The 17,844-nt window shown below is 72.2% G+C and carries 20 protein-coding genes and 1 pseudogene; 11 read left to right on the top strand and 10 right to left on the bottom strand.

Features of this window, described 5'->3' with window-relative positions; all coding sequences use genetic code 11:
* Positions 1-75: 75 nt before the first annotated feature.
* On the bottom strand, positions 76-336 hold the full coding sequence (locus OG898_RS05315) for a UBP-type zinc finger domain-containing protein (protein WP_250750367.1): 261 nt from the start codon (positions 334-336) through the stop codon (positions 76-78).
* 63 nt (positions 337-399) lie between these two features.
* Here OG898_RS05315 and OG898_RS05310 point away from each other — a divergent pair, with 63 nt between their 5' ends.
* Positions 400-1,977 carry a Na+/H+ antiporter gene (locus OG898_RS05310; RefSeq protein ID WP_250750368.1) on the top strand — a complete coding sequence of 526 codons (1,578 nt, stop codon included), beginning with the start codon at positions 400-402 and terminating at the stop codon, positions 1,975-1,977.
* Positions 1,978-2,119: 142 nt separating this feature from the next.
* Here OG898_RS05310 and OG898_RS05305 read toward each other — a convergent pair whose 3' ends face one another.
* On the bottom strand, positions 2,120-2,986 hold the full coding sequence (locus OG898_RS05305; RefSeq protein WP_323184816.1) for a pyridoxal-phosphate dependent enzyme: 867 nt from the start codon (positions 2,984-2,986) through the stop codon (positions 2,120-2,122).
* A gap of 641 nt (positions 2,987-3,627) precedes the next feature.
* Here OG898_RS05305 and OG898_RS05300 point away from each other — a divergent pair.
* Together OG898_RS05300 and OG898_RS05295 are read left to right on the top strand one after the other, a co-directional pair.
* Positions 3,628-3,858, top strand: a pseudogene (locus tag OG898_RS05300) (XRE family transcriptional regulator); the annotation flags it as partial.
* Positions 3,815-4,108 carry a transposase gene (locus OG898_RS05295; RefSeq protein WP_250750385.1) on the top strand — a complete coding sequence of 98 codons (294 nt, stop codon included), beginning with the start codon at positions 3,815-3,817 and terminating at the stop codon, positions 4,106-4,108. The pseudogene OG898_RS05300 and the gene OG898_RS05295, both read left to right, overlap by 44 nt.
* Positions 4,109-4,163: 55 nt before the next feature.
* Here the strand turns inward: OG898_RS05295 and OG898_RS05290 are convergent, their stop codons facing one another.
* The 3 genes from OG898_RS05290 to OG898_RS05280 form a co-directional block, all read right to left on the bottom strand.
* Entirely contained in the window at positions 4,164-4,754 is a 591-nt protein-coding gene (locus tag OG898_RS05290) for an N-acetylmuramoyl-L-alanine amidase (protein ID WP_250750370.1), read from the bottom strand.
* Positions 4,755-4,847: 93 nt separating this feature from the next.
* The gene (locus OG898_RS05285) at positions 4,848-6,044 is read right to left on the bottom strand and encodes a globin domain-containing protein (protein WP_266955282.1); all 1,197 of its coding nucleotides are present in this window, start codon (positions 6,042-6,044) and stop codon (positions 4,848-4,850) included.
* Between the two features lie 172 nt (positions 6,045-6,216).
* A complete protein-coding gene (locus tag OG898_RS05280) occupies positions 6,217-6,669 on the bottom strand; it encodes an Rrf2 family transcriptional regulator (RefSeq protein WP_266955280.1) in 453 nt (150 codons plus the stop codon).
* A 224-nt stretch (positions 6,670-6,893) separates the two neighbouring features.
* Here OG898_RS05280 and OG898_RS05275 point away from each other — a divergent pair, with 224 nt between their 5' ends.
* The 5 genes from OG898_RS05275 to OG898_RS05255 all read left to right on the top strand — a co-directional run bounded on the left by OG898_RS05275 (position 6,894) and on the right by OG898_RS05255 (position 11,176).
* Positions 6,894-8,300: a family 2B encapsulin nanocompartment shell protein gene (locus OG898_RS05275; RefSeq protein ID WP_250750376.1), complete on the top strand. Its 1,407-nt coding sequence runs from the start codon at positions 6,894-6,896 to the stop codon at positions 8,298-8,300.
* Between the two features lie 66 nt (positions 8,301-8,366).
* On the top strand, positions 8,367-9,443 hold the full coding sequence (locus OG898_RS05270) for a family 2 encapsulin nanocompartment cargo protein polyprenyl transferase (RefSeq protein WP_266955277.1): 1,077 nt from the start codon (positions 8,367-8,369) through the stop codon (positions 9,441-9,443).
* A 149-nt stretch (positions 9,444-9,592) separates the two neighbouring features.
* Positions 9,593-10,192 carry a GNAT family N-acetyltransferase gene (locus OG898_RS05265; protein WP_250750379.1) on the top strand — a complete coding sequence of 200 codons (600 nt, stop codon included), beginning with the start codon at positions 9,593-9,595 and terminating at the stop codon, positions 10,190-10,192.
* Positions 10,193-10,300: 108 nt separating this feature from the next.
* Complete coding sequence (locus OG898_RS05260) at positions 10,301-10,885, top strand: dihydrofolate reductase family protein (RefSeq protein WP_266955274.1); 585 nt, start codon at positions 10,301-10,303, stop codon at positions 10,883-10,885.
* A 36-nt stretch (positions 10,886-10,921) separates the two neighbouring features.
* The gene (locus OG898_RS05255; RefSeq protein WP_250750381.1) at positions 10,922-11,176 is read left to right on the top strand and encodes a hypothetical protein; all 255 of its coding nucleotides are present in this window, start codon (positions 10,922-10,924) and stop codon (positions 11,174-11,176) included.
* On the opposite strand, the gene snpA is transcribed toward OG898_RS05255, so the two are convergent.
* Positions 11,173-11,832 carry a snapalysin gene (gene snpA / locus OG898_RS05250; protein ID WP_266955271.1) on the bottom strand — a complete coding sequence of 220 codons (660 nt, stop codon included), beginning with the start codon at positions 11,830-11,832 and terminating at the stop codon, positions 11,173-11,175. The two genes, OG898_RS05255 and snpA, sit on opposite strands and share 4 nt — an antisense overlap.
* A gap of 206 nt (positions 11,833-12,038) precedes the next feature.
* Between snpA and OG898_RS05245 the strand changes: the two genes are divergently transcribed.
* Positions 12,039-12,983: a LysR family transcriptional regulator gene (locus tag OG898_RS05245; RefSeq protein WP_266955269.1), complete on the top strand. Its 945-nt coding sequence runs from the start codon at positions 12,039-12,041 to the stop codon at positions 12,981-12,983.
* A 40-nt stretch (positions 12,984-13,023) separates the two neighbouring features.
* On the opposite strand, the gene OG898_RS05240 is transcribed toward OG898_RS05245, so the two are convergent.
* A complete protein-coding gene (locus OG898_RS05240; protein WP_266960089.1) occupies positions 13,024-13,842 on the bottom strand; it encodes a hypothetical protein in 819 nt (272 codons plus the stop codon).
* Positions 13,843-13,988: 146 nt separating this feature from the next.
* Here OG898_RS05240 and OG898_RS05235 point away from each other — a divergent pair, with 146 nt between their 5' ends.
* Together OG898_RS05235 and OG898_RS05230 are read left to right on the top strand one after the other, a co-directional pair.
* Positions 13,989-14,942, top strand: coding sequence for a DUF4097 family beta strand repeat-containing protein (locus tag OG898_RS05235; protein ID WP_266955267.1), 954 nt, complete (start codon positions 13,989-13,991; stop codon positions 14,940-14,942).
* Position 14,943: 1 nt separating this feature from the next.
* A complete protein-coding gene (locus tag OG898_RS05230) occupies positions 14,944-15,867 on the top strand; it encodes a PadR family transcriptional regulator (RefSeq protein WP_266955265.1) in 924 nt (307 codons plus the stop codon).
* A 57-nt stretch (positions 15,868-15,924) separates the two neighbouring features.
* Here the strand turns inward: OG898_RS05230 and OG898_RS05225 are convergent, their stop codons facing one another.
* The 3 genes from OG898_RS05225 to OG898_RS05215 form a co-directional block, all read right to left on the bottom strand.
* Complete coding sequence (locus OG898_RS05225; protein WP_266955263.1) at positions 15,925-16,974, bottom strand: hypothetical protein; 1,050 nt, start codon at positions 16,972-16,974, stop codon at positions 15,925-15,927.
* Between the two features lie 104 nt (positions 16,975-17,078).
* A complete protein-coding gene (locus OG898_RS05220; RefSeq protein ID WP_266955261.1) occupies positions 17,079-17,591 on the bottom strand; it encodes a Clp protease N-terminal domain-containing protein in 513 nt (170 codons plus the stop codon).
* Positions 17,591-17,800: a helix-turn-helix domain-containing protein gene (locus OG898_RS05215; protein ID WP_243336126.1), complete on the bottom strand. Its 210-nt coding sequence runs from the start codon at positions 17,798-17,800 to the stop codon at positions 17,591-17,593. The genes OG898_RS05220 and OG898_RS05215 overlap by 1 nt, the downstream gene beginning before the upstream one ends.
* Positions 17,801-17,844 lie beyond the last annotated feature (44 nt).

Genomic DNA, 17,844 nt, shown 5'->3' with positions numbered 1-17,844 from the left:
CCATGGGGACGCACAGTGGCTAGGGGTCTGCGGGCCCAAATCAGGGGAACCGGCGGAGGGTTGACCTACCCCGGTTCAGACGATCGAACCGTCGACAAAACACCATCGCCAGGTCTCGCCCGGTTCGAAGCTGCGCATCACCGGATGTCCGGTCTCCCGGTGGTGCGCCGTGGCGTGCCGGTGGGGCGAGGAGTCGCAGCAGCCGACGTGCCCGCATCCCAGGCACAGCCGGAGCTGGACGGGATGGCTGCCGAGCGCCAGACATTCGGGGCAGGTCTGGGCAAGCGGGACCGGCTCGGGGCGCGGCAGTTCGGGAACGTGGGTGCACTCGCTCATGATGGCCAGCGTACTGAGGTGCGGGCGCCCGGGATGACATGACTCAAGCGAGGATGATCTTCGATGGAGGTATTGCCGCTGGTGGCGCTGGTCGCCGGCTGTGCGGTCGTCGCGGGCCTGGCCCGCCGCACACCGGTGCCGGCGCCGCTGCTGCTGGTCGCCGCCGGACTGGCCGCGGCCTACGTGCCGGGCGTGCCCGAGTACGACCTGGATCCGCACATCGTGCTGCCGCTGCTGCTCCCGCCGCTGCTCTACACGGCCGCGGTGGACAGCTCGTACCTGGACCTGCGGGCGAACATCCGGCCCGTGGCGCTGCTCTCGGTGGGGTACGTGCTCTTCGCGACCGTCGCCGTCGGGTACGTCGCGTACCTGCTGGTGCCGGGGCTCTCGCTGCCGGTGGCGCTGGTGCTGGGGGCGGTCATCGCCCCGCCCGACGCGGTCGCGGCGACGGCCATCGCGCGCAAGCTCGGGCTGCCGAACCGGATCACGACCATCCTCCAGGGTGAGTCCCTGGTCAACGACGCCACCGCGATCACCGCGTTCAAGGTCGCGCTGGCGGCGGCGGTCGGGACGAGCGCCGGCTGGACGGACGGGATCCGGGAGTTCCTGCTGGCCTCGGTGGGCGGGGTCGCGGTCGGCCTGCTGCTGATGGTCCCGATCCACGTCCTGCGCAAGAAGATGCGCGAACCGCTCCTGCAGAACACCCTGTCGCTGCTGATCCCCTTCGTGGCCTACGCGGCCGCCGAGCGGGTGCACGCGTCGGGAGTGCTGGCGGTGGTGGTGGTCGCGCTGTACCTCGGGCACCGCAACTGGCAGGTCGACTTCGCGACCCGGCTCCAGGAGGAGGCCGTCTGGAAGATGGTCGCCTTCATCCTCGAATCGGTGGTCTTCGCGCTGATCGGGCTCCAGCTGCCGGTCGTACTGAAGGGGCTGGGGGAGTACGAGGGCGCGGCCGCGGCGGGCTACGCGGTGGTGGTGTTCCTCGTCGTGGTGGCGGCCCGCTTCGCCTGGGTCTTCCCGGCGACGTTCCTGCCGAGGCTCTCGCAGCGGATCCGGGCGCGCGAGCCGGAGACGACCTGGAAGGCCCCGGTCATCGTGGGCTGGGCGGGCATGCGGGGCGTGGTCTCCCTGGCGATCGCCTTCTCCGTGCCCATGAGCGTGCCGCACCGGAACCTGATCCTGTTCCTGACCTTCACGACGGTGATCGGCACGCTGGTGGTCCAGGGCCTGACCCTGCCGCCGCTGATCAGGCTGCTGCGGCTGCCGCCCAAGGACACCCACGCCGAGACCCTCGCGGAGGCCCAGGCCCAGAGCGAGGCCTCACGGGCGGCGGAGGACCGGCTGACGGAACTCCTGGCCTCCCCGGCGAACGCCCTCCCGCCCCCGCTGGCGGACCGGCTGCGCACGGTGCTGGAGCGGCGGCGCAACGCGGTGTGGGAGCGGCTGGGCGAGGTCAACGCGGTGACGGGCGAGTCCGCGGACGACGTCTACCGCCGCCTGGCGGGGGAGATGATCGAAGCGGAACGCGAGGTCTTCGTCTCCCTGCGCGACGCCCGCCGCATCGACGACGAAATGCTCCGCGCGCTGCTGCGCCGCCTGGACCTGGAGGAGGCGGCGGCGTACCGCGAGGAGTCGGGCTGAGCCCGGGCACTGCCCCAGGGGGTCCGGGCGCAGCCCGGGACCCTTCCAGCCCGTCCGGCGTTTGAGGGCCGGGGTCCGGGCAGCGCCCGGGGAACGGTGGAAGGGCGGGTAGGGGACAGCCCCCGCAGGGCGCCCCCCCCGGCTACGGGCGACCCGTGACGACCGCCGCCAGGGTCGTGCCCCCGGGAAAGGCCCCTTCGCGGGTCAGGTCGAGCAGGGCCCACAGGAGCTTCGCCACGTAGATCCGCTCCACCGGCAGGCCGTGGCGGGATTCGAAGTCCGCCGCGAACTGCGCCAGCTCGGCGGGGACCCGGGCGTAGCCCCCGTGGGCGTATCCCTCGGCCAGCGACCAGTCGCCCGCCGGGCCGCCGAAGGCGGCCGTCTGGAGGGAACGTATCTCCGCCTCCAGGAAGCCGCCCCCGACCACCGGCACCCCCACCGCCCGCTGGCCCGCGCCGAGTCCCGGCGCCAGCCCGGCCAGCGTGCCCCCGGTCCCGCAGGCCACGGCGACCACGTCGCAGGCGCCGCTCAGCTCGCGGCCCAGCTCGGCGCAGCCGTGCAGTGCGAGGGCGTTGCTGCCGCCCTCGGGGATCACGTAGGCCCCCTCGGCGCCCGCCTGGGCGGGCAGCCCGGCCTTGTCCCGGTAGGCCGACCGGGACACGAAGTGCAGCCTCATGCCGTCCGCGGCGCACCGGGCCAGCGAGTCGTTCAGCGGCCGCCCCGCGAGCTCGTCCCCCCGTACGATCCCGACCGTCGCCAGCCCCAGCAGCCGGCCGGCCGCGGCGGTGGCCCGCAGGTGGTTGGAGTAGGCCCCGCCGAAGGTCACGAGCTCCGGGTACCCGCCCGCGACGGCGGCCCGCAGGTTCGGCGCGAGCTTGCGCCACTTGTTGCCGGGCAGCTCCGGGTGGACCAGGTCGTCCCGCTTGAGCAGCAGGCGCACTCCGTGCCGCTCGAACCTGTCGTCGCGGATCTCCTGCAACGGGGACGGCGGGCGTGGCTGCAAGTGCACGTCAACGTTCGCGGGGCGATTCACCCGTCCATTGTGGGGCGCACATGCCCGTGGGGCCGCACGTCAGAGCCCCGTCCACACCATTCGGGTGGTGTGAGCGGGGCCGGAGCCGAGGCGCTGGACTGTCCTGATCGCCGTCGCCCAGCGGGCCGGGGCCTATGCCTCGCGGGTGACGCGCGCGTGATCCGTGAACACCCTCCTGATGAGCTCATGCCCAGTCCGCCCGGCATGTCGAAGTGCCCAGTTCTGAGCCCCCGCCTGTTCGTCATGCGCGCCGGACTCGGCTCCCCAGCCCTCGGCGACGCAGAACGCCTCGTACGTCACCCCGCCCTCGGGGGCGTGTCGGATCGTGTGGGGGACGTAGCGGAGCACGGCGCGGGTCATCGACTCACCTCGCCGTGGGGGTGCTGGCGGATCTCTACGTTGCAGTCCACGACCCCGATAGGTCCCGGCGCGCGTGGCACTCGGTGCGCTGAGCGACAAGTGCCCCGCACACGTCGCAGTCCGGGTCCGCCGGATCGGGGTCGGGTACTCGGAACGGATCACGCTGTTCAACCTGCTGCCAGAGTCCCCGCACCATTCCGATTCCCCTTCACCGTCCGCTGGTATCGCGATCGTCCCGCTGGTGATCAGGACGGGGGAAACGCTGGGTCAACCTCGGGCGCACCCCACGACGGGCAACTGCCCTCCAAGCGGCGGAGACGTTGGGCGAGGACATCCACGCCCTGTGGCCGGCGCTCAGGCAAGCACGGGCGGCGCGCGCCGTCGGTCCGGAACTGGTCGCTCTGTACGACCAGCGGGCAGACCTTCCCGTATCCGTGTTCGTGGATCTCCTCGCGGCAGGGTGCGAGCGGATCGACGTCCTGGTCTACCCGGGTATGGACCTGTGACCGGTGTGGCACCCGACATGACCGCGACCACAACGCGGCGAAAAACGTGAAGTACGAAGGGCGGCGCATCCGCGCCGCATGGAGCGGTACCACCCACCCCCGGACCGGGGGCCCTTGCCGGGTGACCGGCAAGGTAAGCGCCTGCGGAGCGCATGTAAGACCAGGGTTTTCCCCGGCAGCGCGCGCAACACCCACTGACGTGGGCAGGAAACAGGAACCCAGCTCAAGGTGAACCGTGACAACGGACGCCAGGGAGGGAATCGCCCACGCCAGCGCGGGTGAGGAGGTCACTTCAGGCGCTCCTCGATGCGGCCCCGCATCGAGGCCATGGTGAAGCCCTTCGGGTCGATCTTGCCCGGGCGCCATTCCAGGTGGCCGACGACCGAGCGGGCGGTCCAGCCGTGGGCGCGGCACAGGGCGGCCGACGCACGGGCCATCGCGTCGAGTTGGGCGGCCGGCCAGGGGTCCTCGCCGTCGCCGAGGTTCTCGCACTCGAATCCGTAGAAGTGGCGGTTGCCGTCGGTGTTCGCGTGCTGGTCGGGCGGGAGGCGCTTCTCGGCGATCACCGCCGCCAGGACGTCGGAGTCGCCCGCGCCGGCGTGGTTGGCGCGGCCGTGGCCGACCAGGTGGACCCGGCCGTCCTTGGTGATCACGCCGTGGCAGAGCGGGCCGGGGAGGTCCGCGTGGCCGTCGCGGCAGAGCTGGACGGTGTACGCGGTCCCGTGGGTGACGGTGTGGTGGAGCATCACCCCGTGAACCGGCCCCCAGGGGCCCTTGTGGTTGCGGTTGTGGGTGCGCCAGTCGCCGACTTCGACGACCGTCAGGCCCTCGGCCCGCAGGACGCCGATGAACCGGTTTGCGGACAGGGGTACGGACATGACCGCCTCCTCTTGCCGTGAGTAGTCGAGTGATTACTCAACGCTTAGTGGAAGCGGTCATTCCGTCGCAAGGGCGCGCACCCGGCGCACGGATCACGCCGAGGCGAGCCACAGGTCGGGGCCGAAGACCTCGTAGGCAATGTCCGCAGGAGCCACGCCCTTGGCGATCAGCTGCTCGCGCGCCGCCCGCATGAAGGGGAGCGGGCCGCAGAGGTAGGCCTGCGTGCCCGGGGCGACCGGGACGTTGGTGAGGTCGAGGCGGCCCGCGTGGTCGCCGGGCTCGGCGTCGGCCTCGTACCAGAAGTGCGCCGTGGCGTCGGGGAGCTTGTGGGTCAGGGCGCGGTGGTCGGTGCGCAGGGCGTGGTCGGCGGGGGAGCGGTCGGCGTGCAGGACGGTGACCGGGGCCGTGTGCGCGGTGTCGGCCAGGTGCTCCAGCATGGAGAGCATCGGGGTGCAGCCGATGCCGGCCGAGGCCAGGATCACCGGCGCGGCGGAGTCCCGGAGGACCAGGTCGCCGTAGGGGGCCGAGACGCGCAGGGTGTCGCCGGTGGCGACCTCGGCGTGCAGGTGGTTGGAGACCTCGCCGTCGGGGCCGGAGGCGGCCGGGCCGTGGACCCGCTTGACGGTGATCGAGCGGACCGGGGAGCCGGGGGCGCTGGAGAGGCTGTACTGGCGGATCTGGCGGGCGCCGTCGGGGAGTTCGACCTGGACGGAGACGTACTGGCCCGGCTTGAAGCCGGGCGCCGGGGAGTCGTCGGCCGGGGTCAGGTGGAAGGTGGTGCAGTCCGCGGTCTCCTCGATGCGGGCGGCGACCGTCCAGTCGCGCCAGACGTCGCCGGCGAGGACCTGCTGCTCGGCGTAGAGGCGCTCCTCGATGGTGATGAGGGCGTTCGCCATGAGCCAGTAGACCTCGTCCCAGGCCTCGGCGACCTCGGGGGTGACGGCCTCGCCGAGGATCTCCACGATCGCCTCGAAGAGGTGCTTGTGGACGACTCCGTACTGCTCGCGGGTGACGCCGAGGGAGGCGTGCTTGTGGGCTATGCGGTTCAGCATCACGTCGGGGCGGGCGTCCGGGTGCTCGACGAGGTAGGTCGCGAAGGCGGCGATGGAGCCGGCGAGGGCCTGCTTCTGGAGTCCGGCGTTCTGGTTGCCGCGGTTGAAGAGGTCGCGGATCAGCTCGGGGTGGGCCGCGAAGAGCTTCCCGTAGAAGAGCTCCGTGATGTCGCCGATGGCCGCGCCCACGGCGGGCAGGGTGGCTCGTACGGTCGCGGTCGACTTCTCGGAAAGCATCGGGTGACTCCTCGGGTCGGGGGTGGATCGTAGAACTGGAATGTGAGATGCGTATTTATGGGCAAGGGTGTGCGCGGCGTCCGCGGTGATACGGATCTCTGTTCGAAGTGTCTGCGGGCATCAGGCTATGCGGGGCCGGTGCCGGTGCGAATCAGCCATCCGGCCCCTGTCGTCAGAGTCTTCCGGCCCCCGTCGACCCGCCCGAAATGCCCAGCAGGAGCGGACCGGTCGGGGCTGCGACCAGGTCGTTCACCGTCAACGGGTCCAGGGCGGCGAAGAAGGCCTCCCGGGCCCGGCGCAGCGCCCCGCGCAGGATGCACGCGCTCCGCAGCGGACACGCGACGGCGCCGTCGCAGTCCACGACGTCGCCGGCGCCCTCCAGCTCGCGGACCACCCCGCCCACCGAGGCGGCGCGCCCGGCGGGGGTCAGGGTGAGGCCGCCGCCGCGTCCGCGGCGGGCCTCGACCAGGCCGAGGTGCTGCAGCTTGGCGACCACTTTGGCGGTGTGGGTGTACGGGACCTCCATGGTCGCCGCCACGTCACGGGTGGTGGGGAGGTCCCCCTCCGCGACGGCCAGGCGCATCAGGACGCGCAGGGCGAGGTCGGTGAATCGGGTCAGCCGCATGGGTCCAGCGTAGAAAACTTGCATCCCCGGTGCAAATTAAAGAGGGGGCATCGCGTGAGATGGCTGAAACGGATGGGGTCCACGTGCCTCATGGGTCGGGAGTTGACTCAACAGGGTGCCCAGCCACGAACGGAGTAGTCCCACCCTTTTGTGTAATGGTCCCACCACGCTGCGTGCTGACAAGCTCCTCCCGCAGATTCATGGAGTGATCGAAGGGGAAATTCATGTCGGTCCAGGCAGGTTCCGAATCCGAGACCCAGGCACCGCAGCGCAGTCTGGGAACATCGGCGGCGCGGAACTTGGCAACCACGACCAAGTCCGCGCCGCAGATGCAGGAGATCACCTCGCGGTGGCTCCTGAAGATGCTCCCCTGGGTGTCCGTCCAGGGCGGTACGTACCGGGTCAACCGGCGGCTGAGCTACTCGGTCGGCAACGGCATCGTGGAGTTCATCAAGACCGGCACGCAGGTGCAGGTGATCCCGGCGGAGCTGGGGGAGCTTCCCGTGCTGCGCGACTACGACGACCCCGACGCGCTGGCCGAACTCGCCGCCCGCTGCCACCAGATCGACTTCGAGCCGGGCCAGGAGCTGACCTCCTTCGGCAGCCCCGCCGACAAGGTGTTCCTGCTCGCCCACGGGCGCATCGACCAGATCGGCCCCGGCCCCTACGGTGACGACGCCGTCCTGCAGACCGTCGCCGACGGGGCCTTCTTCGGCGAGGACTCCCTCGTCGACGAGGAGGCCATCTGGGAGTACACCGCCCGCGCCGCCACCGCCGGCACCGTGCTCGTCCTCTCCCGCCAGGACTTCCAGATCCTCGCCGACCGCGTCGACTCGCTGCGGGCCCACCTGGACTCCGTACGGGACCTGCCCGAGCAGCGCACCAACAAGTACGGCGAGGCCGCGATCGACCTCTCCGCCGGCCACCAGGGCGAGGCCGTGCTGCCGGGCACCTTCGTGGACTACGAGGCCCGCCCGCGCGAGTACGAACTCTCCATTGCACAAACGGTCCTGCGCGTGCACACCCGCGTCGCCGACCTGTACAACCAGCCGATGAACCAGACCGAGCAGCAGTTGCGGCTCACGGTCGAGGCGCTGCGCGAGCGCCAGGAGCACGAGATGCTCAACAACCGCGACTTCGGCCTCCTGCACAACGCCGACTACGACCAGCGCATCCAGTCCCACGACGGAGCGCCCAGCCCCGACGACATGGACCAGCTGCTCAGCATGCGGCGCGGATCCAAGTTCTTCCTGGCCCACCCCAAGGCCATCGCCGCCTTCGGGCGCGAGTGCAACAAGCGCGGCCTGTACCCGGAGTCGGTCGAGATCGGCGGGCACCGGGTGCCTTCCTGGCGCGGGGTCCCGATGTTCCCGTCCAACAAGATCCCGATCAGCGACGCCCGTACGACCTCCATCCTCTGCATGCGCACCGGCGAGGACGAGTCGGGCGTCATCGGCCTGCACCAGCCCGGGATCCCGGACGAGATCGAGCCGAGCACCTCGGTGCGGTTCATGGGGATCAGCGAGCAGGCGATCATCTCGTACCTGGTCACCACCTACTTCTCCGCCGCGGTGCTGGTGCCGGACGCGCTCGGCGTCCTGGAGAACGTGGAGATCGCCCGCTGGCGCTGACCCGGCCGGCGCGGGAGCGAGGGCCACGAGGCAGGACGGGACCGGACGGGACGGAGCGCACACGCCATGTCGACCACTGAGGCGATGACCACCAGCGAGGGGCAGGAAGCCGCCGTCCTGCTGGAGCGGACGAGAGAAACGGTCAACCCCGCACTGCGGCGGAGCGTGGAGAGCCTGCCCGGCTCGATGCGGCGCGTGGCGATGTACCACTTCGGCTGGGAGCACGAGGACGGCACCCCGGCGGCGGGCGGCACCGGCAAGGCCATCCGGCCCGCCCTGGTGCTCGCCGCCGCGCATGCCCTTCGCGGGGACGGACCGGCCGGAGAGGGAGCGGCCGGGGAAGGGGTGGCCGGGGGCGCCGTACGGGCGGCGGTGGCCGTGGAGCTGGCGCACAACTTCACGCTGCTGCACGACGACGTCATCGACAAGGACGTGCGCAGGCGCGGCCGGCCGACGGCCTGGACGGTCTTCGGCACGCCGGACGCGATCATCACGGGCGACGCCATGATGGCGCTCGCGCTGCGGCTGCTCGCCGAGGACCCGCACCCGGCCTCGGCGGCGGCCTCGGCGCGGCTCGCCGCCTGCATCGTCGAGCTGTGCGCGGGCCAGCAGGCGGACTGCGCCTTCGAGCAGCGCCACAGCGTCTCCCTCGACGAGTGCCTGACCATGGCGACGGCCAAGACCGGAGCCCTGCTGGGCTGCGCGTGCGCGCTCGGCGCGCTGTACGCGGGGGCCGGCCCGGACGAGGTCGACGCCATGGACGCCTTCGGCCGGGAGGCCGGGCTGGCCTTCCAGCTCATCGACGACCTGATCGGCATCTGGGGGGACCCCGGTCACACGGGCAAGCCCGCCGGGGCCGATCTGCTGGCCCGCAAGAAGTCCCTCCCGGTCGTGGCCGCCCTCACCTCGGGCACCGCGGCGGGGGAGGAGCTGGCCGCGCTGTACGCGGGTCCCATGAACGGGGACGACGTGGGCAGGGCTGCCGCGGCGGTGGAGCGGGCCGGCGGGCGGGACTGGGCGCAGGCCCATGCCGCCGACCGGATGGGGCGGGCGGTGCAGCAGCTGTCGCGGGCCGTCCCGGACCTCGGGGCGGCGGGCGGGCTGCTGGCGCTGGCGGAGTTCGTGACACGGCGTACGAAGTGACCGGGTAGGGGGCGAGGGGGACCCCCGCAGGACCCCCGGAGGCCTGTTCCGGCACCGCACGGTGCCGGAACGGGCCTTTCTGTGCCGGTGGGGCAACTCTAGGATCACTCACGGTTGTTGACGCGTGAGTGATGTGAAGGGTGTGACCCATGGGGCTGGAGATACGTCAAGCCGGGCCGTCGGACCGGGATGCCGTGGCGCGGCTGCTCGACGAGGCCTTCCGCACCGATCCCGTGAGCAGTTGGGTGTTCCCGGACCCGGAGCACCGGGCCGCGGTGCACGGCAAGTTCCTGGGCGTCTTCGTGGACGTGGCGCTGGCCGAGGGCCGGATCGACTACGCGGTGGACGGTTCGGCGGCGGCGCTGTGGCTGCGGATCCCGGCGGCCGGTCCGGAGGACGAGCACGTCGAGGACGAGATCCCGGCGAAGATGCGGGCCGTGGCCGACCCGGACAACGAGCGGTGCGAGCTGGTGGGCCGGCTCACGGGCGCGGTGCACCCGATGGCGGAGGAGCACGAGTACCTGCTGATGATCGCGGTCGCCCCCGGACGGCAGGGCGAGGGCCTGGGCACGGAGCTGATCCGGCCGGTGCTGGAGCGCTGCGACCGCGAGGGCGTGCCGGCGTACCTGGAGGCGAGCAGCGAGCGCAGCAAGGGGCTGTACGAGCGGCTGGGCTGGCAGTTCACGGGCGAGGCGGTGCGACTGCCGGACGGTCCGCTGATGTGGCCGATGTGGCGCAAGCCGCAGTAGCCGGTCCCGTACCGCACGCCTCGGTAATCCCTTGCGAGACCACTTCGACTGAAGTACTTTGATCGACGTGCCTCGATGGGGGTGCACTGTCGAACGGAAGAGAATCGCTTGCGCAAGCTCACGTACTTCATCGCCGCGACGGTCGACGGGTTCATCGGAGCCCCGGACGGCGACGCCGATTTCATCTACAGCTACCTCGACGGCGAGTTCATCGATCACCTCAAGGCCGAGTACCCGGAGACCATCTCCACCCCGGGCCGCGCCCAGCTCGGGATCGCGGACGTCCCGCCCAAGCACTTCGACACGGTGCTCATGGGGCGCGGTACGTACGAGCCCGGCCTCAAGCAGGGCGTGACCAGCCCGTACGGGCACATGCGCGAGCAGTACGTGGTCTCGCGCTCGCTCACCGAGGCGCCGGACCCGGCGGTCCGGCTGATCGAGGGCGACCTGGTGGCCAAGGTCCGTGAGCTGAAGGCGCAGGACGGGCTCGGCATCTGGCTGTGCGGCGGAGCGGACCTCGCGGGGCAGCTGATCGACGAGATCGACGCGTTCGTCGTCAAGACGTACCCGGTCTTCGTCGGCACCGGCATGCCGATGTCGCGCGCCGGGTTCGGGGCGCGCCCCCTGGAGCTGACCGGGGTCGAGGTCCTGGGCGGCGGTCAGGTCATCACCTCGTACGCCGTCAAGCGCTGACCCGCCGAAGCGGCGAAACCGGCCTACCGTGGAGGTATGGCCGGTGAACAGCGCGAGCAGCAGGCACACGGGACGGTCGCTCCGCGGGCCGGGCACGACCAGCAGTCGTGCCCGGTCTGCGGGAGCCCCGTCGACACGATGGTCGGACGGCGCAAATCCCTGGGGATCTTCGTCCCGGTGTGGACCCCCGGTCCCTGTCGGAACCGGGAGTGCACGGCGTACGAGCCGGGGTACGAGGAACCCCGGCCCGAGGGACCCCGGGCGGAGCAGCCCGGGACCGAAGGGGCCTAGCCCTTCGCGTCCAGGCCGGACGCGACGAGCCCGTTCGCCCAGAGCTGGTTGACGCGCGAACGCTCGGCGGAGTTCGGGGTGGCGTTCGTGCAGGAGGTGCCGGGGCCGCCGCCGGACATCAGCTCGCTGCACGGACCCGAGTAGTGGTCCGGCAGGCCGAGCACGTGGCCGGTCTCGTGCGCGGTCACGCGGGTGGAGTTGTACTGCTGGTTCTGCCGGTAGTCCAGGAAGATGTAGCCCCGGCCGTGGCCGTCCGTGCTCGCGTACGAGCCGCGCGAGTCGTTGCCCTCGCGGTACGAGAAGTTCCCGCCCGAGGACACCTCCTGCAGCTTGACGTTGGTCACCGAGCTGTTCCAGATCTGGGTGGAGCGGGATATCTGGGTGCGGAAGCTCGGCGCGTTGCGGGTGTTGTAGGTGACGGTGACGGCCGCCAGGCCCGGGGCCGCGGCGCGCTGCTCGGCCACCGCGCGCTGCACGGCCTCGAAGAAGGCGCGGTTGGCGGCCTGGTTCTCCTTCGACTGCTCGTACGCGGCGTACGTGGCCGGGCTGCCGGCGCCCGGGGAGGCCGAGGCGGTGGCGCCCGGGACGACGGCGCCGAGAACGGCGGCGACGCCGAGGCCGACGGCGGACAGAGTGGTCTTGCGGGAGTGGCGCATGTGGGGGACTCCTGCTCATCCGGTGCGGTGGGGGGTCGTTCGGTACCGGAGTCTGCGGGAGCGGGAGGGGTCGGCGGATGATGTCAGACCCCGATAGCGCCGGGCTATCGGGAGGGTTTCGGAAGCCCAACTCCCGTGAGAATGGCGGGATTCGAGGGGATACCGGTTACTGGTGCGGTCGGCTCGGCCCGGCCTACTCTCGGGGCATGGAGCTTGAGGTCAGGCACCTGCGCGCCCTGTGCGCCATCGCCGACGCCGGCAGCCTGCACAAGGCCGCCCGGCAACTCGGCGTGAGCCAGCCCTCCCTGACGACCCAGTTGCGCCGCATCGAACGCGCCCTGGACGGGGAGCTGTTCCTGCGCGAGCGCACCGGATGCCGGCCGACCCCCTTCGGGCGCACCATCCTCGGGCGGGCGCGACCGCTCCTGGCCGAGATGGCCGCCCTCGTCGCGGAGGCCCGGGCGCTGTCGCAGGGGCCGCGGCTGCGGATCGGCTCGACGGCCAGCCGCGCCCTGCCCGGCTGGCTGCGGCGGCTGCACCGGCGGCTGCCCGACACGGAGACCGACCTGATGGTCGACGTGTCCGCCAACGCGCTGCTGCGGATGACGGCTTCGGGCCGGCTCGACGTGGCGTTCGTGCACGAGGTGGAGGGCAGCCCGCTGCGCGTGCCGGCCGGGCTGGAGCTACGGGTGCTGGTGGAGCGGGAACCGCAGTTCGTGTCCATGTCCCGGGACCATCCTGCGGCGGCGCGGGCCGTGGTGGAGCTGCGCGACCTCGCCGCCGACCGGTGGACCGTGGACCCGTCGGTGGACGGCGAATGGGACGGGCTGCGCCGGGTTCTCGCGGGGGCCGGCCTCGACCCGCCCCTGCTGCACGCCGACTACCACACGGCCGCCTCGCTGATCGCCTCCGGCGAGGCCGTCGCCCCCTGCCAGCCCACCTCCGGACTGCGCGAGGACATGGCGATCCGGCCGCTCTCCGGTGATCCGCTCGCCGTACGCCTCCTCCTCGCGACCCGCCCCGGGGTGCACCCGCAGGTGTTCGACGGGGTGTACGAGGACCTCCGCGCGGCCTACCGCGAAGCCGCGCTGGAGACTCCGCCCTACCGGGCCTGGCTGCGCCGCAACGCGAGCCCGCTGCTGGCGGCGTAGGGGGACTGGGGCCGGAGGAGCTGCTGGGCGGGAGCAGCTGCTAGGCGCGGCGGCGGGCCCGGTCGTAGGCCAGGGCGGCCGCGCCGTGGGTCACCAGGACGGTGCCCGCGGCCAGCCAGCCCGGGCTGCGGCGGCGGGCCGCCCACAGCATCAGGGGTGCTCCGGCGGCCAGTTGGGCCGCACCCGCCAGGCGCGCCTTGGGGCCCCGGAGCCACGGGCCCAGGGGGCTGTCCTCGACCACCGCGAGCTCCGCCCGCACGGTGTCGCGCCAGCCCGCCCACTCCACCCGCTCCGCGCCCGGCGCGACCCGGGCCGCCTCACGCAGCCGGTCGGCCGGTTCGCCCGGGTTCAGGCCCGCCGGGAGCGCCAGCCCCGCGCGGGCCAGCAGTGCGATGACGCCGAGCAGCCGGGACGCGCCGTCCGCCGCCTCGTCGGGGCGGGTGAGGCGCTCCAGTTCCTCCAGGTCCAGCACCGGGTCCAGTCCGAGCCGCGCCGCCAGCACCCGCATCGCGTCCGGGTCCGGGGCGTCCCGCTCGCCGTGCGGACGGCCCGCCGCGTCCCACTCGTAGGCCGCGGACCGGCGGAACCCGGAGGACAGTACGAAGCCGGTCCGGCCCTCCTCCCACCACAGGCTCAGCACCGGCCAGTTGGAGCTCAGCGCGACCGCCGCGCCCCATCCCGCCAGGACTTCGGCCACGGATTCCGCGCCGCCGAGCCAGGGCTCGGCCTCGGGCACCAGCACGCTCCATTCGCCGGCGGGGGCCAGGAGCAGGCGTTCGCGCAGGATGTGCGCGGCCGGTCGGGCGTCGAGGGGTTCGGCGCGGCAGAGCAGCAGTCCGCCCGCCGTGGTCTGGGAGATCGACATGCCCACACGCTAAGCCAAAACGGCCCAAAATGATGATTTTGGATCATCCTGACGCGCTTGACTTCCCGCAACCGCGATATATCGTGTTGGGCAGAAGACGCGATATGTTGCGTGCAGGTACGCCGAGGAGGGCCAGCACCATGCCAGAGGCAGCGCAGAATCCGCAGAGTCCGCCGAAGGTCTGGTCGGTCGCCGGACCGCAGAAGCTCACCTTCGAGGAGCCGGTGACCGAGGTCCGCGTCCGGGTGGTCGGCGGCACGGTCAACGTCGTCGCCGCCGCCGACGAGGGCCCGGCCCGCCTGGAGGTGTCCGAGGTCGACGGCCCGCCCCTGCACGTGGTGCAGGAGGGCGGCATCCTGACCGTCTCCTACGAGGACCTCCCCTGGAACGGTTCCCAGGGGTTCAAGGAGTGGTTCGACGCCAAGCCCTGGAAGACCTGGTCCTCCGGTGGCTTCGGTCGCAAGGCCTGGGAGCGCGGCGCGACCGTGACCCTCACCGTCCCGGCCGCCGCCCGCGTCCAGCTGGCCAGGGTCGGCGCCACGGTCTTCGTCTCCGGCATCGAAGGCGGCACGGACGTCCACGGGGTCTCCGGCGAGACCACGCTCGTCGGCCTCTCCGGCAAGGTCAAGGCGCACACGGTCTCCGGCGGGGTCGAGGCCCAGTCCGTGAGCGGTGAATTCGGCTTCCACTCCGTGTCCGGCGGCCTGACGGTCGTGGACGGCGCCGTGGGCAACGTACGGGCCGACTCGGTCAGCGGGGACATGCTGATCGACCTGGCCCTCGACGACCGGCCCGAGCCGCGACCGGTCGACATCTCCCTCACCTCCGTATCGGGGCAGGTTGCCATCCGCCTCCCGCACCCGGCCGACGCCCGCGTCGAGGCCAACACCGCCACCGGCGGCGTCTCCAACGCCTTCGAGGACCTCCAGGTCTCCGGCCAGCTGGGCGCCAAGCGGATCACCGGCACCCTGGGCGCCGGCGCCGGCACGCTGCGCGCCACCACCGTCTCCGGTTCCATCGCGCTGCTGCGCCGCCCGGCCACGGACGCGGCCGCCCCGGCCGCCCCCCTCGCGCTCGACAAGAAGGTGCTCTGACATGCCGCCCGTCTTCGCTCACGGCCGCCTCCGCCTCTACCTCCTCAAGCTGCTCGACGAGGCCCCGCGCCACGGGTACGAGGTGATCCGGCTGCTGGAGGAGCGTTTCCAGGGGCTGTACGCGCCCTCCGCGGGCACGGTGTACCCGCGCCTGGCGAAGCTGGAGACCGAGGGCCTGGTCACGCACGCGACGGAAGGCGGGCGCAAGGTGTACTCGATCACCGACGCGGGCCGCGCCGAACTGGCTGACCGCGGCGGCGAACTGGCCGACCTGGAGCTGGAGATCCGTGACTCGGTCTCCGAGCTGGCCGCCGAGATCCGCGCCGACGTGAGCGGCGCGGCAGGCGATCTGCGGCGCGAACTGCGGGCCGCGGCCAGCGCGTCGGCCACGCAGGTGGAGGGCGAGTCCTGGACGGCAGCCAAGGAGGAGTTCCGCAAGGCGAAGGCCGAGTGGAAGGAACAGGCGCGCCGGGCGAAGGACGAGAGTCGCCGGGCCCGCGAGGAGGCCCAGCAGGCGCGCCGGCAGGCCAAGGAGGCGCAGGAGCGGGCCCGTGAGGAGGTCCAGCGCATCGCGGGCCAGCTGCAGGAGCAGTTCGCGAAGTCGGGCGGAGTCCTGGGAAGCCTGGCGGGAGCCTGGCTCGGCGGCTCCGGCTCGACGACGGCGCCCTCCGCGCCGTCCGCGCCCTCCGAGCCCTCCGACCGTTCGGCCGCCCCGGCGCCGGCTCCCGACGCGGACTGGGCGCGTGACGTGCCGTCGACGGGGGACCCGGCCCGCGACCTGGACCGGCTGCTGGACCGTTTCCGCGACGACATCCGCGACGCGGCCCGCGACCGGGGGATCAGCGACGACCAGCTGGCACAGGCCCGTACCCACCTGGCGGACGCGGCCGCCCGCATCGCCTCGGCCCTCGGCCCGCAGGACTAGGCAGTCCCGGGCGGGTGTTCGCCGCGGCCGACCCCTGTACGGCCGCGGCGAGGTGGTTCAGCGCCCGGAGCCCGCGCGACGCATGCGCGCGGCGAGCAGGAGCCCCGCGCCGGCGACGAGCGCTGTGCCCGCGCCGCCCGCGATCCAGGCGGTGTCACCGGCGCCGGTGGTGGCGAGTCCGCCGTTGCCGCCCTGGGGGGTGACGGCGGTGTTCCCCGCGCCGCTCCCGGAGCCGGAGGGCTCGGGGGTGGGAGCGGGGGTCGGAGTCGGAGTCGGGGTGTTCTTGTCCGGCTGCTTCCCCTCCTCCTTCTCCTTGTCCTCCTGGGCCTTCTTGTCCTTGGCGCGGGCCTCGTGCTGGCCCGTCTTCAGGAACTCCGCGCGGTCGGCGGGAGTGCCGTTGAGCGCTGCGATGCCCGCCTTGACCAGCTCCGGGCCCCCGCCATCGATGATCTGTGCGATCTCGACCCGGTTGTCCTGGTCGCGCAGATGGTGCTGGCCCGTCTTCAGGAACTCGATGCGGTCGGCGGGAGTGCCCTTGAGCGCCTTCTTGGCGCCTTCCTTCAGGCCGGGGCCGGCGCCGTTGATCAGCCTGGAGATGTCGACCTTGTTGTCGTCGTCGCGCAGCTCGTGCTGGGTGACCTCGTAGAAGTGGCGCAGCTTCTCGATGTTCGAACCGTCATTGCTGAGGACCGCGTTGATGCCTTCCTTCAGGCCGGGGCCGGCACCGTTCAGGAGGCGGAGGATCAGGATCCGGTAGTCGTCGATGCGGATCTTGTGCTGGTCGGTCTCGATGAACTTGCGCATGGCCGCAGGACCGTCGGCGATGGCCTTGTGGCCGGCTTCCTTCATGTAATTGCTGGCCATCGGGTCGGCGATGATCGCAAGGATCGTCTTGCGGTCCTGCTCGGCCTGGCTGTCGCCCGGCTGCTCGGCCGGCGGCTGCACCGGCGCGGGCTGCTCGGCCGCGGGACGGTCGGGCGCGGTCGGAGCCGTCGGGCCGGCGGGCGCACCGGTTTCTTCGCCGGTGGCGAAGGCCGGGGACGCGAGGAACACGGCTGGGGCCAGAGCGGAAACGGTGACCGCCGCAGCGATCCGGGACAACTTCACGGCAAAACCCCCAGGAGAGAACGTTCTTTCGCAGGGCAAGACTCACCGGCCGCACGGATGGTTGTACGCGACAGCAAAGAAGGTGAAGGGGGCGTGACCGCTTCTCAGCCCGTCAGGGCCGCCTCGGCTCCCGCGTAGGTGACCCCGTGGTCGCTGAGGACCTCGGCGGACGTCCCGGGGCGGGAGAGGAGGGCGAGGAGCAGGTGGAGGGTGGAGATGTGGCGATCCTTGCGGCCCAGGGCGATGCGCAGGGACTGCTCCAGGACCTTCTTGGCGCCCGGGGAGAAGCGGGTGCGGCCGGAGCGGCCGCGCGGGGCGGGGTCCGACAGGGCGCCCTCGCCGTGGGTCTCCTCGATGCGCGAGACGATCTCCGTGAGGTCGATGCCGAGGCCCGCGAGGGCTTCCTCGTCCGCCTTGGACATGCCGCCCCGGCGGCGGGCCGCCGCCAGATCGGCGGAGATCGCGGCCCGGTCGACGTTCAGGGGGTCGAGGGCCCCCAGGGCGAGCAGGGCGAGGAGCAGGTGCTCCTCGCCGACCCGCTGCGCCCCGGTCCGCTCGGCCTCGGTGACCGCGCCCGTCACGGTGGAGCGGGCGTCCTGGGTGAAGCGTTCGAACATCAGAGCCTCCCGTGCTTCTTGTGTACGGCCTGCCGGCTGACGCCCAGCTCGGCCGCGATCTCCTGCCAGGACCAGCCCTGCGCACGGGCCCCGCGCACCTGTACGGCCTCCAGCTGCTCCAGCAGTCGCCGCAGGGCGGCCACGGCGCGCAGGCCCACCCGGGGGTCGCGGTCACCGGCGCGCTCGGCCAGATCGGTAGCTTCCGTCATGGGTGTCAATGTAGGTTGACGAACGGGAGGGTGTCAACCCACAT

The organism is Streptomyces sp. NBC_00193 (assembly GCF_026342735.1).
Lineage (GTDB): Bacteria > Actinomycetota > Actinomycetes > Streptomycetales > Streptomycetaceae > Streptomyces > Streptomyces stoeckheimensis.
The sequence above is the reverse complement of the archived record's forward strand: the minus strand, read 5'-3'. Positions and strand labels throughout refer to the sequence as shown.

Excerpts from the sequence above, each read along its gene's own strand:
- OG898_RS05315 (WP_250750367.1), bottom strand. The coding sequence starts at position 336 with ATGAGCGAGTGCACCCACGTTCCCGAACTGCCGCGCCCCGAGCCGGTC.
- OG898_RS05310 (WP_250750368.1), top strand. The coding sequence starts at position 400 with ATGGAGGTATTGCCGCTGGTGGCGCTGGTCGCCGGCTGTGCGGTCGTC.
- OG898_RS05290 (WP_250750370.1), bottom strand. The coding sequence starts at position 4,754 with ATGTCCGTACCCCTGTCCGCAAACCGGTTCATCGGCGTCCTGCGGGCC.
- OG898_RS05285 (WP_266955282.1), bottom strand. The coding sequence starts at position 6,044 with ATGCTTTCCGAGAAGTCGACCGCGACCGTACGAGCCACCCTGCCCGCC.
- OG898_RS05280 (WP_266955280.1), bottom strand. The coding sequence starts at position 6,669 with ATGCGGCTGACCCGATTCACCGACCTCGCCCTGCGCGTCCTGATGCGC.
- OG898_RS05275 (WP_250750376.1), top strand. The coding sequence starts at position 6,894 with ATGTCGGTCCAGGCAGGTTCCGAATCCGAGACCCAGGCACCGCAGCGC.
- OG898_RS05270 (WP_266955277.1), top strand. The coding sequence starts at position 8,367 with ATGTCGACCACTGAGGCGATGACCACCAGCGAGGGGCAGGAAGCCGCC.
- OG898_RS05265 (WP_250750379.1), top strand. The coding sequence starts at position 9,593 with ATGGGGCTGGAGATACGTCAAGCCGGGCCGTCGGACCGGGATGCCGTG.
- OG898_RS05255 (WP_250750381.1), top strand. The coding sequence starts at position 10,922 with ATGGCCGGTGAACAGCGCGAGCAGCAGGCACACGGGACGGTCGCTCCG.
- snpA (WP_266955271.1), bottom strand. The coding sequence starts at position 11,832 with ATGCGCCACTCCCGCAAGACCACTCTGTCCGCCGTCGGCCTCGGCGTC.
- OG898_RS05245 (WP_266955269.1), top strand. The coding sequence starts at position 12,039 with ATGGAGCTTGAGGTCAGGCACCTGCGCGCCCTGTGCGCCATCGCCGAC.
- OG898_RS05235 (WP_266955267.1), top strand. The coding sequence starts at position 13,989 with ATGCCAGAGGCAGCGCAGAATCCGCAGAGTCCGCCGAAGGTCTGGTCG.
- OG898_RS05230 (WP_266955265.1), top strand. The coding sequence starts at position 14,944 with ATGCCGCCCGTCTTCGCTCACGGCCGCCTCCGCCTCTACCTCCTCAAG.
- OG898_RS05220 (WP_266955261.1), bottom strand. The coding sequence starts at position 17,591 with ATGTTCGAACGCTTCACCCAGGACGCCCGCTCCACCGTGACGGGCGCG.
- OG898_RS05215 (WP_243336126.1), bottom strand. The coding sequence starts at position 17,800 with ATGACGGAAGCTACCGATCTGGCCGAGCGCGCCGGTGACCGCGACCCC.